The sequence below is a fragment of the Acidithiobacillus sp. HP-11 genome, assembly GCF_015100075.1.
Taxonomy (GTDB): domain Bacteria; phylum Pseudomonadota; class Gammaproteobacteria; order Acidithiobacillales; family Acidithiobacillaceae; genus Acidithiobacillus; species Acidithiobacillus thiooxidans.
The window spans coordinates 20,979-36,167 of record NZ_JACKYY010000034.1 but is presented as its reverse complement, the minus strand read 5'-3'; the positions used below and the strand labels follow the sequence as shown (position 1 = coordinate 36,167).

Sequence of the window (15,189 nt, the reverse complement as noted above, 5' to 3'; positions counted from 1 at the left end):
GCAGTTGGGAAAGTTGATATGCAGGTCCAACCGCTTCTCCTCCAGCTTGAAAGTCACATCGTCCACCATCCACGGCGGAACCAACCCCAACGCCAAGGTAAACAGCTTGTCTTCGTCCATCATTAACCTTCCCTAGATCAGCAATGCCCTAAGACTACCGTACCCTCGTATCCACTCCAAGTAGCGAGGAGCCTTTCACAATCACTCACAAAAGGCATTGGTGTACCTTCAGGCTTTGCTACGACCATTGGTGTACAAGTCGATATGCCTATAGATATCCTGCATGAACGTTCTGTAATTCATCGCGAGAAAGCTGCATTGATCGATCAGGCGCAGTTATCTTTAAGAAAAGCTCAACTAAAAGCAAATCAGGATACACAAATAGCCTTAAATAACGTACAAAAAAGTGACATGGACACAATAGCGTCATGGCGACAATTGGAAGCCGCATTTTCAGCTTGGCAGATAGCCCATCTTCGCGCTCAGGCAATTCCTGATGACGCCATAGAGAAAGACTTAAAAAAAACTTACTTGCTCTATCAAGCAGCAATAAACTACAGCTATAGTCAAGAATTATTAGCAAAAAACATTATTCATGCTGAAAATTTCGAGGGAAAGTTATCTGCAAATAAACTAATAGACAAAGAACAATCAGAAACGTCCAATATTCAACTAGAAAACATACAAAATAATAATGTAAACAGCGCGCTTAATTCACTGAAACATAATTGGAAAAAAGTAGTCCAAGCTGCCCTATATCTTGGTCACAAGCCAATTAAAACCATAAGCAATAGAAGTGCTAAAATTTATGGATGGTACACTTGGAACGCTGCAGATTTTATTCGTGAGTGGCACAATAATGAAAAATTTCTATACCAAACAAGACGGGTTGAATTATCTTTTACTCCCTCGCAGATGCAAACTATTATGGAGCTACATAAATTACCAGGACTGGCAAATTTTTTGGAAAAAGCCAAAGATATGGGAATTACTGTGAATTGGTTGATTGGTGAGCCTGATTTAGTTACAGCAAATGGACGCAGAAAATTAATGCAATGGTTACCGGCAATTTATGCACTTGGTTTCGATGGTGTAGACCTTGATGTTGAACGCAGTCAACTTCCGAAGAATAAACAAAATATCTGGAAATCTGGGATTATCAAAACTATAGCTGTGATTCACAGTGAAACTGGACGACCTATCACTTTGACTATTAATTATAAAGAATTCAAAAATAAAAATCTAATCAATCAGTTGATAGGAGCAGGACTTAGTAATGCTGCGATAATGATTTATATAAGCAATCCGAATCGTGTTAAACAGATTGTGATACCAATACTACAAAAATATTCAAATTTGTCTATCAGTATCGTGCAAAGTATTGAACCCGGTCTTCCAGCGGTTGAAAGTCTATATCCACAGGGACAAAGTGCTGCGATGACTCATTGGCAAAACTTATCACGTTCACTTAATGCATTCCCAAACTTTGACGGCATAGATATACAATCATGGGAAGATTTTTACAAAGCAAAACCTTGACTGAAACAGCTTCGCGAAGCTTCACTTCGATGAGGATAACCCTTTGAAAATCAGTTTTGATATGCCACCTGCAACTCCCGATTCTAGTAACGATCTATCGGTGCGGTATGCAGCTTCTAGGCGTCATGTACCACGTTGGCGATGGTATCTTATTGTGCTCGCCGTGCTAGCCCTACCAGTATACTACGGTATTCAGTTTATCCACGATTTACTGGTCGTGAGCGCTCCAGGTTTTGTGCAAATGCAGCAAGTCACTATCACTGCAGGTACCGCTGGGCATGTTTTATTTGTTTTACCTAGTGGAGCAACCGTAAAGAGCGGAGAAGCCTTATGCCGTATCCAACCCTATGAACAGAATGATACGATTTCAGCTTCCAGAAGCAATAGAATTTCCAAAAGTGCTCTACGATCCTTGCAGACAGCGCTGAATCTGCAGGCAAGAGTGGTTGTTATACGGCAGAACAAAGTTAAGGCCTTAAAAAAACTTTTGGATGAGGGTGCAGCTACGACAGCGGACCTTACTGAGGCTCAAGAGCAACTTTTATCCGCTGAATCATCGGCTGATCAATCCAAAGCAGCTTTGGAGCGATTGGCTGCGCAAACTTCTGTCCTTCCACAGGTCACGGAGGCATCCAGGGCACCTTTTACTGGACAGGTTATCCGTCCACTTGTCTATCCAGGCCAATGGGTGTCCCATGATACCCCAATATTGACTCTACTTAGCCATAGTCAGCCATGGATCGAGGCATTTCTTAGCCCAAAAGACATACGCTATGCACATCCTGGCACACCTGCAACCATTATTTTTAGTAATGGACAACATATTCCGGGTGTCGTTATGAGTGTTTCAGCTGAAGCGAGTAGATTGCCCCCTCAGTTTTCTGTGTTTTCCTCGACGCGAGGAAATACATTACGGATAAAACTCCGTCTTAAGCACCCATTACAATTGCATGATGTTGTGAAGGATATGCCCGTAAAGGTAAATTTTCAGGCTTGGCCATAACTTAAAATTCGGGAGAATGGATGGATACGCTCAGCATAGAGCCTACAATAATGCTTGTTATTGGTGGTGCCGGCTTCATCGGCTCCCACACGGTTGAACTTCTGCTTTCTGAAGGTTATCACGTCCGTGTCCTGGATAATCTCTCCACCGGGAAAAGGGATAACTTACCCGCAAGCCATGAACGCCTGGATTTTATATTGGGCGACATGACTGATCGCACACTACTGCATAGCGCCTGTGAAGGGGTGACCCACATATTACATCTCGCCGCCCAGGTTTCCGTCATCAGAAGTCAGGAGGATCCTGTTTTTTCCTGTCAGCAGAATATTCTGGCTTATGTTGGTGTTCTCGAAGAGGCGCGGAAACACCAAGCGCGCTTTGTGTACGCCTCTTCGGCAGCCGTGTATGGCAACCCCACAAAACTGCCTCTGAATGAAGATGAACCAGCTTTGCCAATTTCTCCTTATGGAATGGAAAAATATACGAACGAGTTATATGCAGACCTCTATGGCCGTATGCATCAACTTTCGCATTTAGGCTTACGTTATTTTAATGTTTATGGCCCCCGGCAGGATCCCCAATCCCCCTATAGTGGGGTGATTTCCCGTTTTGTGGCCCAGGCGCTATCCCGGCAGGCACTGACCATCCGTGGTGATGGCAACCAGGAACGTGATTTCATTCATGTAAAAGATGTTGCTCAGGCCAACGTGGCGGCTCTAACAGGAAGGGTGCAGGGAAGCATTAACATTGCCCGAGGAGAAGCGACTACTATTCTCAATCTGGCAAAAACCATCCAAGAACTTGTCAATGCGCCATCCCGTATTGAATGGGTTCCACCCGTAGAAGGAGACATCCTCTGTTCCATTGCGGATAACGAGCAAATGCGCAAGGACTTATGCCAACCGTCCTGGTCTCTATCTGAAGGTATTCAGGATTTATTGCTGGCCAGGGTTATCTGACATACGCAGTGCTGGGTGCCATGCGCGCCCTGAGCCTAATTTCACGAGCCCAAAAAAAAAAGCGCCGCAATTGCGGCGCCCTGGGCGATGATCATCCGCTAGGGATTAGATCTCGCGCACGTCCTCAGCCTGCATGCCTTTGGGGCCGCGAACACTGTTGAACGATACACGTGCGCCTTCTGCCAGGGTCTTGAAGCCGCTGCCCTGAATGGCGGAGTGATGTACGAATACATCTTCTTTGCCATCTTCAGGAGTAATGAAACCGAAACCTTTACTATCGTTGAACCACTTTACTGTACCTGTTGCCATTTGATGCACTTCCTATTGCGTAAATTCGGACCACGTGTCCATGAGCGAGCATAGGGACTATTCTTGAGACATGCAAGGCATTTCGCAAAAATTTCGCGCCAAATCATTCAATGTTGACGAAAACAGGGATTCTGACTAAGGTTAGAACCAACCGTCCGGTATGTAGCAGATGCAAAACGAGGAGGTCACCATGCAAGTGGGTTTCGTAGGACTGGGGCAGATGGGCTCGGGAATGGCAGCCAGACTGCTCACTTCCGGAGTAAATCTGAAGGTATTTAACCGCACTCCCGAGAAAATACAGGCGCTTGTTGATCAGGGCGCAAAAGCCGCCGGTAGCCTTCAGGATCTTGCCGATGCCGATGTTGTATTCACCATGCTCGCCGATGATCCAGCCGTAACATCTCTGGTTCTGGAGGAAAACGGCCTGATAACGCATTTGCGGACAGGGGCCGTGCATGTGTCCTGCAGCACCATCAGTGTCAGCCTTTCAGCGCAGCTGGCCGCAGCCCATGCCCGAGCCGGGCAGGAGTATCTGGCCGCCCCGGTTTTCGGAAGGCCCGATGCGGCGGCTGCCGGCAAGCTGTTCCTGGCCTTGGCAGGAAAGCCGGAGATCATCTCCCGCCTGCAAAACCTTTTTGATGTGATGGGTCAACGTAGTTTTGTGGTGGCAGATGCGCCGGAAAAGGCCAATCTGGTCAAACTCAGTGGTAATTTTTTGATAGCTTCGGTCATTGAGTCGCTGGGTGAAGCCATGGCACTTGTGGAAAAAGGGGGAGTAGACCGCCATGCCTATCTGGATTTGCTGACCTCCAGCCTGTTCAATGTGCCCCTCTACAAAAATTATGGCGCACTGATTGCCGACCGGAAATTTACGCCGCCAGGATTTGCCGCGCCGCTGGGCCAGAAAGATATGCGTCTGGTTCTGGCAGCAGCGGAACATCTGGATGTTCCGCTGCCTCTTGCAAGCCTCCTGCGTGATCGCTTTATTCGTCTCGCTGCCGAAGGCGGCACCACCCGTGACTGGTCTGCCGTAGGGGCATTGGCCGCGCAGGATGCCGGTCTTCTGCCCTGAATATCGGTGATGCTTCACAAGGAGAAAACCATGTCTGAGCTGAAATTTCGTCCTTATCATCAACCAGCAGGAGGCTGGGGAGCACTTCGTGCTTCCATGCAGAGCCTGCGCCAGCAAGGTATTCTCTCGGAAGGTACAGCCCTGCTGCTGAAGTCCAATCAGGCCGAAGGTTTTGATTGTCCGGGCTGCGCCTGGCCTGATCCCGATGCCCACTCCACCTTTGAATTTTGTGAAAACGGCGTCAAGGCGGTTGCTGCCGAAGCCACCAGCAAACGCGTAACGGCGGATTTTTTTGCCCGGCATTCCGTGAGCTGGCTTGCCCAGCAAAGTGATTATGATCTGGAAGAATTCGGCCGCCTGACCGAACCGATGATCTATGATGCCGCCAGCGACCATTATCAACCCGTTTCCTGGGAGCAGGCATTTGCCCAGATAGCCCATCACCTGCAGGTGCTCGACTCCCCCCACCAGGCTATTTTTTATACGTCCGGCAGAACTTCCAACGAAGCTGCTTTTCTCTATCAGCTTTTTGTCCGTGAGTTTGGTACCAACAACATGCCGGACTGCTCCAACATGTGTCACGAACCTACCAGTCTCGGAATGCCTGAATCTATTGGTATTGGCAAAGGTACCGTCACCCTGGAAGACTTTGACCATGCCGATACACTGCTCCTCTTTGGCCATAATCCCGGCACCAATCACCCGCGCATGCTCGGCACCTTGCGGGATGCAGCCAAACGTGGCTGCCGGATTCTGGTTTTCAATCCGCTTCGGGAACGTGGCCTGCAGCGTTTTGTTAACCCTCAGGATCCCGGCGAGATGCTCACCAATCATGGGACCGAAATCGCTACCCATTACTATCAGCCCCGCATTGGCGGCGACTATGCCATTGCCCTCGGCATAGTGCGTTATCTGTTGGAGCAAGGCTCTCTGGATGAGGATTTTATTGATACGCATACTGAGGGTTTCACTGCTCTGAAAAAAATTGCCCTGGATACCCCCTGGGCAGAAATTGAGTCGGAAAGCGGTCTCAGCCATGCCGAGTTTATGGAAATCGGTAAAATTTATGATTCGGGCAAAGCCAGTATCATCACCTGGGGCATGGGCATCACCCAACACAAGCATGCCGTGGCTACCATTCAGATGCTGGTCAATGTGCTTCTCCTCAAAGGGAATATCGGTAAGCCCGGAGCGGGAGCCTGCCCCATTCGCGGACACAGTAATGTTCAGGGTGATCGCACCATGGGGATATGGGAACGTCCCGCTGCCGATTTTCTGGATCGTCTGGGCAAGGAGTTTGGTTTTGAGCCGCCCCGAGAACCCGGCCATGACGTCATTGCCAGCATTGCCGCTCTGGAAAAAGGTGAGGCCAAGGTGTTTTTCGGGATGGGGGGCAATTTTGCCAACGCCACCCCGGATACCCGGCGCGTGCATGAAGCCTTGCGCCATTGTGAACTGACCGTGCATGTAACCACCAAACTCAATCGCTCTCATGTGGTCCACGGAAAAAACGCCCTGATTCTTCCTTGTCTGGGTCGAACAGAAATAGACATTCAAAATGGTCAGCCCCAGGGCATTACCGTTGAGGATTCCATGAGCATGGTGCACATTTCCCAGGGAATGCGGGCACCGGCATCGTCCCAACTGAAATCCGAATGTGCCATTATCGCCGAACTGGCTGAAGCCACCTTGCCCGACAGCAAAACCCCATGGCGCGCACTGGTAGAGGATTACGACCGGATTCGCGATCGCATCTCACGGGTAGTTGCAGGTTTTGAGGACTTCAATGCCCGGGTCCATCAACCCAGAGGGTTTCATCTCGATCTGCCGCCACGCTCCCGGCGCTGGACGACCCCATCGGGCAAGGCTCAGTTTATTGCCCAGCCATTGCATCACATCACCGAAGACCGCTTTATTCCCAAAAGTTCTGAGCGGGTTTTCAATCTCATGACGATTCGTAGCCATGATCAATACAACACCACCATTTATGGTTACGAAGATCGCTACCGGGGAGTATCGGGTGCCCGCAATATTTGCTTCATGCATCCTGAAGACATGGCTGAATTGGGTTTTATCGAAAATACGCTGGTGGATATTATTTCGCACTGGACAGACGGCGAACGTGTTGCCCGGAGTTTTCGCCTGCTACCCTATGATATTCCCCGCTCCTGTGTGGCTGGCTACTATCCCGAGCTGAATGTACTGGTGCCTCTGTCCAGTCATGCAGACCGGGCCAACACCCCGACTTCCAAATCCATTCGGGTGACCTTTCACGCGGTGAGCAAGCGTGACGCCTGAGTCTGCTCCAGAATCGGCCACGGAAGATCTGGTCATCGCCCTGCTGCAGGCACTGTGTCATGAACCGGTCATTTCTCTGGCGAAAATAGGCAAACAGATGAATTTGCGGCGGAGCCAACTGGAACGTCTGTTGTTACTGCTTGGTGAAAATGAAAGCTGGGGTGGTATGGGATATCTGACCCAAAGCGAACAACGTGGTCGCACCGTGATCCTTCTTACTCAAAAAGGAAAGGATTTATGCGCATCAATGGCGAATTAGGTGCGGGCATCGGCTGGTCGGCAGCAACCCTGCTGACAGGAAAGGGATTACCGGTTGCCCACCAGGAAGCGGTCCTTGAAGAACGCGCAGTCTCCATTGTCCTCAATGGTCAGGCTTACGCAGTGATGATGGTGACGCCGGAACACCTGGATGATTTTTTTATGGGTTTTTTGTGGAGCGAAGCCATTATTCACGACCCTGAGGAAATTATCACCTGGGAGTGGGTGACCGAAAATGGTGCCTGGGCCGTTTACCTCCAGCTCACGGCAGCAGCAGCAGAACGCGCGCAACACAAGCGTCGCCAAGTCCTTGGCGGAAGTGCCTGCGGCTTGTGCGGGACGCCGCTCCTGGCCAGGCTCATTCCTTTTGCGCCATTGGAGAGCAGTTTTTGCTGCAACCCGGTCTCCATCCGTACTCTCATGCTACAGATGCAGGAGCAACAGGCGCTGAATCACAGTACCGGCACGGCCCATGCCGCCATTCTCGGCTATCGCCGGGATTATCTGGTGCGCGAAGATATTGGTCGCCATAATGCCGTGGACAAGGGTATTGGTGCGGCCATTCAGCAAGGACTGATGCCCGGCGAAGTCAATGTGCTGGGGATTTCCTCGCGTCTGAGTTTTGAAATTGTGCTCAAGGCCATTGGCTTTGGCATTCCGGTGATTGCAGCCATTTCCGGAGTCAGCAGTCTCGCCATCGAGCTGGCTGAAAGCCACGGAGTAACCCTGATTGGTTACGCCCGCGATGATCGCATGACTTTGTATGCTCACTCCGAACGTATCCAGAAGGATTGGATGCCCGCACTTTCCCCGCTTTGTGATTAGCGGTTAAGCTGTTTTTTGTTCGCCAACTTTCAGGAGATCACCTTATGGATGTACGTGCCGCTGTCGCCTATGGCGCCAATCAACCCCTCGTCGTCGAGACTGTGCAGCTGGATGGTCCACGCGCCGGGGAAGTGCTGGTGGAAATCAAGGCGACCGGGGTTTGCCATACCGATGCCTACACACTTTCCGGCATGGATCCGGAAGGATTGTTTCCTACCATTCTTGGTCATGAAGGTGCAGGCGTGGTGGTTGAAGTGGGTGCGGGCGTGCGCTCTCTGAAACCCGGAGATCATGTTATTCCCCTTTATACCCCGGAGTGCCGGGAATGCGAATATTGCCTGAGTGGTAAAACCAATTTATGTCAGGCCATTCGTGAAACTCAGGGTAAAGGCTTGATGCCTGATGGCAGCAGCCGTTTTTCCAGTCAGGGCAAGCCTCTATACCATTACATGGGAACCAGCACTTTCGCGCAATACACCGTGCTCCCGGAAATTGCCCTGGCCAAAATTCGCGAGGATGCACCCTTTGACAAGGTTTGCTATATCGGCTGCGGCGTAACTACGGGTATTGGCGCGGTGATTTATACGGCCAAGGTGCGCCCTGGCGACAAGGTGGTGGTTTTTGGTTTGGGTGGTATTGGCCTCAATGTCGTGCAGGGTGCCCGCCTGGCGGGAGCCGACATGATCATCGGCGTGGATATCAATCCCTCCAAAAAAGCTTTGGCCGAAGAATTCGGGATGACGCATTTTGTCAATCCCAAAGAGGTAGAAGAGGATCTGGTCCCTTATCTGGTCAGCCTCACCAAAGGCGGAGCAGACTACAGCTTTGAATGCATTGGTAACACCACATTGATGCGTCAGGCTCTGGAATGTTGCCACAAGGGCTGGGGAACCAGCATTATCATTGGCGTCGCCGGGGCTGGCCAGGAAATCAGCACGCGCCCCTTCCAGCTGGTGACTGGACGTAACTGGCGCGGCTCTGCTTTTGGCGGCGCCAAAGGTCGTACGGACGTGCCCAAAATTGTCGACTGGTATATGGAAGGTAAAATCCGGATTGATGAGATGATCACTCATACCCTGCCACTGGAATCCATCAATACCGCCTTTGATTTGATGCACGAAGGTAAATCCATCCGCACCGTGTTGACTTTCTGAGGTATTTCATGCCCGCTCAAGAACTGGAGATCCTCGAATCGCATGCCTGCTTTGGCGGGCGCATGGCGCGCTATGAACATCCATCCCGGCACTGTCAGGGACCCATGCGTTTTGCGATTTTCATCCCCCCGCATCAACCAGGGGAAAAGCTTCCGGTGCTGACTTTTCTTGCCGGACTGACCTGCAGCGAAGAAACTTTCATGATCAAGGCGGGAGCTCAGCGCTATGCGGCAGAACTGGGCCTTATCCTGGTAGCTCCCGATACCAGCCCCCGTAATACCGGAATTGCAGGAGAAAATGATGACTGGGACTTCGGCAGCGGTGCCGGATTTTATCTGGACGCGACGCAAGCCCCCTGGCAGGCTCACTACCAGATGTTTTCCTATGTAACCGAAGAACTTCCCGCCCTCATTGCCCGGAATTTTCCCATGAGCGCAGGCGTCCAGGGCATTTGCGGGCACTCCATGGGTGGTCACGGGGCTCTGGTCTGCGGATTACGACGACCCGGGCAGTATCAGTCCCTGTCGGCCTTCGCCCCGGTATCCGCCCCCAGTCAGACGCCCTGGGGACAAAAAGCCTTCAGTCGCTACCTCGGTGACGATACCCGGCAATGGCTGGCTTATGACAGTCTGGAACTCCTCAAAAGTTCGGGCCAACAGCACCCACCCATCCTGATAGATCAGGGACGTGCCGATCCCTTTCTGGAGGCAGAGCTGAAAACCGAATATCTGGAGACTCTGAATGACCCGCAAATCATCCTGCGCTGGCATGAAACCTATGATCACAGCTATTTTTTCATCAGCAGCTTCATCGGAGAACATCTGAATTTCCATGCCCGCCATCTGGGCGCTGTACCCAGACCACCTGCTCATGACTGATTTCCGGGACCCGCACAACGGGCCTAGTCTCTACCAAGCAGAGCCTTTAGCCGATGGCTGACAGCCGGGGGCATGCGTTGGGTGCAGCCATGTTGGGGATGCTGTTGGACGGCTATGACCTCAGCATCATGGCGGTGGTTCTGCTGCCGCTGAGCAGCGCCTGGCATCTGCAGGCTACGGAAACCGGCATTCTTATGGCCATGGCCCTGCTCGGCTCCCTGATCGGCGGATTATTCGGTGGATTTTTCACGGATCGTTTTGGTCGCCGCCGACTGCTTTTCCCCAACATTTTTCTGTATGTACTGGGAGCCTTGATCAGTGCTTTCAGTCCGGATACCGCAGCGCTTTTCGCGGGCCGATTTATTACCGGTCTCGCCATTGGCCTCGACTACCCACTGGTGGCCACCATCGTTGCCGAATACAGCCAGTCGGCGCAGCGCGGAAACCGCTTTGCCCGGGTCAATCTGGCCTGGTATATAGGCGCATTGCTCTCCACCCTGGTCGGCTGGGCACTGCTATCCACCGGACCCGACTCCTGGCGCTGGATGCTGGGCAGCGCCATCGTCCCCGCCCTGGCCTTGCTCTGGCTGCGTCGTGGCCTGCCGGAATCACCGCGCTGGCTGGTGCGCAAAGGGCAGCATCAGCAGGCGGAGGAAGCCCTGGTGCAGCTACAGCCAGCTTATTCGCCAGCGCAGCGGCAGGCGGAACTCGAAAGTTTTCAGATTCAGCGTCAATCGTGGCGTATTCTGCTCCGTAAAGCCTGGTTACGACGCCTTTTTCTCAGCGTTTTCCCCTGGTTTTGTCTGGACGTGGTCGGCCTCGGGATTGGTCTCTATTTCCCCATGGTACTGCGTGATAATGGTCTGGCCAGCAGTAATGCCGCTGCTGCAGCCATCAATGCGGCTTTTCTGATTATTTCGGCCCTCGGGATCGTTTTCATTGTCTCCCGTCTGGATCGCTGGGGGCGCATTCCCCTGCAAAGTGCGGGTTTTGCTCTGATGTCCCTGGGACTGGCCGTATTCGCGCTCTGCTCCTGGAACCATTGGATTATGGGCGTATATCTGGCCGCTGCCGTATATTCTTTCGGGGTGGGCATTGGTCCCGGCGTCACCGTATTTGCTCTGGCAGTGGAAATCTTCCCCACTGAATTGCGGGCCAGCGCCGCTGGTCTGGCAACGGCCCTGTCGCGGCTGGGGGCCTTCTTTTCCGCCGTACTGTTTCCGATTTTTGAAAAAAGCTGGGGGATTCCTCTGGTGCTGGTATTTATGTCAGTTGTTGCCCTGCTCGGCTTGCTGGCCACCCTGATTTATGGCGTGGAATCACGTATGAAAAGCCTGGAAGAACTGGAAAACCTGGCCGCTAAAAACTGAAGCTACTCAAAACTCCAGGTGCGGACGATACGCAAAGGCGTCGGCGGGGATTGCCACAGAGCCGGTAAGGCTGCAAAAGGTGACGCAGCACGAATAAGGGTTTCCACCGCTTCCACCAGGGCAACATTGCGTGAGCCCTGCAACATGGAAATTTCCAATAAATGTCCATTTGGAGCAATGGTTACTGCCACGACCACCCGTCCTTGCGGCAGCGGCCCATGCCCCGGCGCAAACAGCTTTTTCTGGGCGAGCGCCATGATGCGTCCTTCCCAGTTTTTCAGATAGAAATTATAGGCAGCCTGGCGCTCTGCTGAAGAAACAGCTGGCATCGCTTTATGCGTCACGGCGTCCACATCCGCCTGGGGACGCGACACGCGCGGATCTATCGGGGCACTGATCCGGGGCTGATGAAAAGTGGGCGTCAGGGAAATTTCCACTAACGAGGTAACCGGATTTCTTTTGGCCAGGGGCGCAGCCAGACCCAATAACAGATACATCCAGACCAGCAAATTGACAAACAACGAAAACAACAGCCAGGGAAACAACTGGTCCATATCACTGGCGCGCAACCGGAAAATCCGGCCAATGGCGATAATGCCTACTGCACCATACCAGCGCAGGCGAAATAACCCATCTTCAAGTAGACTCTCAGATTTTCTCTGGCGCACATTCCGGCCAGGAGGCGTTGAGGACGCTTTTACTCCAGCCATTCCGCCGCATCCAGGGCGTAATAAGTAATAATGGCGTCTGCCCCGGCGCGTTTCATGCCCAGTAAGGATTCCAGCACACTGCGCTGTAAATCCAGCCATCCCGCCCGCGCGGCTGCCTGCAACATGCTGTATTCTCCCGACACCTGATAAGTCAGCACCGGCAGATCACAGCGCCCGCGCAAATCCCGCACCAGATCCAGATACGGCATGGCGGGCTTGACCATGACCATGTCGCAACCTTCAGCAATATCCAGATCCAGTTCGCGGAAAGCTTCGCGGCGGTTGCCTGGGTCCATCTGATAGGCGCGACGATCGCCAAACTGGGGGGCACTGTCGGCTGCATCCCGGAACGGCCCGTAATAGGCGCTGGCATACTTGACCGCATAGGACAAAATACTGACCTCGGAATGACAGGCCGCATCCAGCGCCTCACGAATGGCCGTTACCATGCCATCTACCATGCCCGATGGCGCCACCACATGCACACCCGCCTCGGCATAGGAAAGTGCCTGACGCTGCAGATTTTCCAGGGTCGCGTTATCATCGCGATCCCCTTCGGCATTGAGAATGCCGCAATGGCCATGATCGGTGTATTCACAAAAACAGGCGTCGGCTATGACCAGCAGATCGGGGTAGGCAGCGCGAATGGCGCGGGTGGCTTTTTGCACCAAACCCTCGCTATCCCAGGAGGCAGAGCCGCAGGCATCCTTGCAGCCTTCAGCAATCACCCCAAACAACAGAACCGCCGAGATACCCCGGGAGACCGCTTCCGCGCAAAGCTTCAGGGCTGAATCAATACTATGGCGGAATACCCCGGGCATGGAAATAATATCGCTGCGGATACCTTCACCTTCCACCAGGAAAATCGGCAGGATGAAATCCGCTGGCGTCAGCTGATTTTCCTGCAGCATGGCGCGCATGGCCGGATGGCGGCGCAAACGCCGGGGCGAATGTCGTAAGGAAAGATTATTGTTAGACATCGGCAACCTGCTCCCGGCTTTTTGCCCAGACTTCCAGAGCCGCCATAATCCCTTCGGTACTGGCTTCTTCGGCTACCCAGGGGTCCGGTAAACCCACCGCAGTAATGGCTTCTGCGGTGAGCGGGCTGATGGCAATCAGGGGGGTATTTTTCAACCAGCGCTGGCCAAGCCCGCCAATCATTTGATAAAAATTATTGAAAATTTCGGGACTGGTCAGGGTAACGGCATGCAGTTCACCACGGGCCCAGGCGTGCAGGAGAGGGGTTGGATTGGCACCCGGCAGGGTGCGGCGATAACACAGGACCTTGTCCACTTGCGCACCACGTTCGCCCAGCACCTTTTCCAGCAATTCCCGCCCCTGATCGCCGACAAAAAGGGCGACGTGGCTGCCCTGCATTTCCGCCAACTCGGCGTTGTTGAGCAAACCCTCAGAGCTGAATTTTTTGGGTACCAGATCCACTTGCAGGCCAAATTCCCGAAGAGCCTTGGCAGTTTCCCGCCCTACCGCTGCAATGCGCGGCCCCTGGGGCCAGATTAAATTCCGGCTTTGCAGACGACTCAGGGCAAAAGCTACCGCATTGCGGCTGGTAAAAATCACCCAGTCGAATGTATCCAGCTGGTGCAGGGCGTCATCCAGAGACTGCCAGTTTTCCGGTGCTTCAATTTGTACTGCCGGAAACAGAATCGGCCGTGCAGCAGCCGCTTTCAGCGCTTCCACCAGATCTCCTGCCTGCTCGCGGGGACGGGTAACCACCACCCCTTTGTTCTGTAGTAATCCACTACTCATCATGTTTGAATTTCCTTGATAATTGCGGCAGCACCCTGGGCCAGTAGCTGGACAGCCACCTCCTGGCCCAGCGCCACCGGATCCGTACCACTGGCTTCTGCCCGCAGCAGGCGGGAACCATCAGGACTGGCTACCAGCCCACGCAGGAACAACTTTTGTCCCTGCCATTCTGCCAGTGCCGCAACCGGCAAGCGGCAATCTCCACCCAGAATCCGGTTCATGCTGCGCTCCGCCAACACACACTGCCAGGTAGGCTGATCCATCAAGGGCTGTAATAACTCCCTTGTTACTATATCGTCTGTGCGGATTTCAATGCCTACCGCGCCCTGCCCCACTGCAGGCAAGGACTGCTCAACGGGAATAGCGTAGGTAATCCGTTCATGAAGCTGCAGACGCTTCAGACCCGCCACAGCCAGGATAATCGCCGAATATTGACCTTCGTCCAGCTTGCGCAGCCGGGTAGCTACATTACCCCGTAAATCATCCACCTGTACTTGCGGATATTTTTGCAATAATTGTGCGCGGCGCCGCAAGCTGGAACTCCCCACTCTGGCGTCCGGCGCAAGTTCCTCCGGATGGTGGACCGTGTTACTGACGAAGGCATCACGGACATCCTCCCGCGCCATGATGGCCGCAATTTCCAGGCCCACCGGCTGCAGGGCCGGCACATCCTTCATGGAATGCACGGCAATGTCCACCTGGCGCGCCAACAACGCTTCTTCTATTTCCTTGACGAACAGCCCTTTGCCGCCCAGGGAATGCAAGGGCGCGTCCAACAGCACGTCCCCACTGGTACTCATGCGGATGATTTCCACCTGAACATCCGGATGGGCGGCATGCAGGGCATCCCGGACATGCTCAGCCTGCCAGACAGCGAGAGGACTGGCGCGGGTACCAATTCGAATCAGCGGCATCATGGCGGGATAATCATCCTGGAATAACACAAAAAAGCAGGAGCTAGACCCCTTGGCAGGGCAACTTTTCCCGTCAAGGATAATGATGTTTGAGCAAAGCAGCAAATAACATTGAAATACTCTTTAACTACAA

15 protein-coding genes are annotated in these 15,189 nt (G+C 52.9%); 10 read left to right on the top strand and 5 right to left on the bottom strand.

Going from position 1 to position 15,189, the window contains the following annotated elements; all coding sequences use genetic code 11:
- The first annotated feature begins 264 nt into the window (after window positions 1-264).
- From H7F08_RS10680 to H7F08_RS10670, 3 genes are read left to right on the top strand one after another with little or no spacing between them, the layout of a single operon-like run.
- Window positions 265-1,539 carry a hypothetical protein gene (locus H7F08_RS10680; protein ID WP_193640546.1) on the top strand — a complete coding sequence of 425 codons (1,275 nt, stop codon included), beginning with the start codon at window positions 265-267 and terminating at the stop codon, window positions 1,537-1,539.
- A 43-nt stretch (window positions 1,540-1,582) separates the two neighbouring features.
- Window positions 1,583-2,542 (top strand): HlyD family secretion protein, encoded by a 960-nt coding sequence (locus H7F08_RS10675; RefSeq protein WP_193640545.1) that lies wholly within the window; start codon window positions 1,583-1,585, stop codon window positions 2,540-2,542.
- Between the two features lie 20 nt (window positions 2,543-2,562).
- Window positions 2,563-3,501: an NAD-dependent epimerase/dehydratase family protein gene (locus H7F08_RS10670; protein WP_193640544.1), complete on the top strand. Its 939-nt coding sequence runs from the start codon at window positions 2,563-2,565 to the stop codon at window positions 3,499-3,501.
- Window positions 3,502-3,606: 105 nt separating this feature from the next.
- On the opposite strand, the gene H7F08_RS10665 is transcribed toward H7F08_RS10670, so the two are convergent.
- Window positions 3,607-3,810: a cold-shock protein gene (locus H7F08_RS10665; protein ID WP_010642828.1), complete on the bottom strand. Its 204-nt coding sequence runs from the start codon at window positions 3,808-3,810 to the stop codon at window positions 3,607-3,609.
- A gap of 190 nt (window positions 3,811-4,000) precedes the next feature.
- Between H7F08_RS10665 and H7F08_RS10660 the strand changes: the two genes are divergently transcribed.
- Genes H7F08_RS10660 through H7F08_RS10630 form a run of 7 tightly spaced genes read left to right on the top strand, consistent with a single transcriptional unit; the run spans window position 4,001 to window position 11,665 of the window.
- Window positions 4,001-4,882: an NAD(P)-dependent oxidoreductase gene (locus tag H7F08_RS10660; protein ID WP_010641076.1), complete on the top strand. Its 882-nt coding sequence runs from the start codon at window positions 4,001-4,003 to the stop codon at window positions 4,880-4,882.
- A 30-nt stretch (window positions 4,883-4,912) separates the two neighbouring features.
- Window positions 4,913-7,180 (top strand): FdhF/YdeP family oxidoreductase, encoded by a 2,268-nt coding sequence (locus H7F08_RS10655; RefSeq protein WP_193640543.1) that lies wholly within the window; start codon window positions 4,913-4,915, stop codon window positions 7,178-7,180.
- Entirely contained in the window at window positions 7,170-7,439 is a 270-nt protein-coding gene (locus tag H7F08_RS10650) for a hypothetical protein (RefSeq protein ID WP_024893162.1), read from the top strand. Before H7F08_RS10655 ends, H7F08_RS10650 begins: the two co-directional genes overlap by 11 nt.
- On the top strand, window positions 7,418-8,263 hold the full coding sequence (gene fdhD / locus H7F08_RS10645; RefSeq protein WP_193640542.1) for a formate dehydrogenase accessory sulfurtransferase FdhD: 846 nt from the start codon (window positions 7,418-7,420) through the stop codon (window positions 8,261-8,263). The genes H7F08_RS10650 and fdhD overlap by 22 nt, the downstream gene beginning before the upstream one ends.
- Window positions 8,264-8,307: 44 nt before the next feature.
- Window positions 8,308-9,417: an S-(hydroxymethyl)glutathione dehydrogenase/class III alcohol dehydrogenase gene (locus H7F08_RS10640; RefSeq protein WP_010641071.1), complete on the top strand. Its 1,110-nt coding sequence runs from the start codon at window positions 8,308-8,310 to the stop codon at window positions 9,415-9,417.
- An 8-nt stretch (window positions 9,418-9,425) separates the two neighbouring features.
- A complete protein-coding gene (gene fghA, locus H7F08_RS10635) occupies window positions 9,426-10,295 on the top strand; it encodes an S-formylglutathione hydrolase (RefSeq protein WP_010641069.1) in 870 nt (289 codons plus the stop codon).
- Between the two features lie 53 nt (window positions 10,296-10,348).
- Window positions 10,349-11,665: an MFS transporter gene (locus H7F08_RS10630; protein WP_193640541.1), complete on the top strand. Its 1,317-nt coding sequence runs from the start codon at window positions 10,349-10,351 to the stop codon at window positions 11,663-11,665.
- A 2-nt stretch (window positions 11,666-11,667) separates the two neighbouring features.
- On the opposite strand, the gene H7F08_RS10625 is transcribed toward H7F08_RS10630, so the two are convergent.
- The 4 genes from H7F08_RS10625 to hemC are packed head-to-tail and all read right to left on the bottom strand — an operon-like array spanning window position 11,668 to window position 15,059.
- Complete coding sequence (locus tag H7F08_RS10625) at window positions 11,668-12,375, bottom strand: energy transducer TonB (RefSeq protein ID WP_010641064.1); 708 nt, start codon at window positions 12,373-12,375, stop codon at window positions 11,668-11,670.
- Window positions 12,363-13,355 (bottom strand): porphobilinogen synthase, encoded by a 993-nt coding sequence (gene hemB, locus H7F08_RS10620; protein ID WP_010641061.1) that lies wholly within the window; start codon window positions 13,353-13,355, stop codon window positions 12,363-12,365. The genes H7F08_RS10625 and hemB overlap by 13 nt, the downstream gene beginning before the upstream one ends.
- Window positions 13,348-14,145 (bottom strand): uroporphyrinogen-III synthase, encoded by a 798-nt coding sequence (locus tag H7F08_RS10615; protein WP_226831109.1) that lies wholly within the window; start codon window positions 14,143-14,145, stop codon window positions 13,348-13,350. The genes hemB and H7F08_RS10615 overlap by 8 nt, the downstream gene beginning before the upstream one ends.
- Complete coding sequence (hemC, locus tag H7F08_RS10610) at window positions 14,142-15,059, bottom strand: hydroxymethylbilane synthase (protein ID WP_029316296.1); 918 nt, start codon at window positions 15,057-15,059, stop codon at window positions 14,142-14,144. Before hemC ends, H7F08_RS10615 begins: the two co-directional genes overlap by 4 nt.
- Window positions 15,060-15,189: the final 130 nt, after the last annotated feature.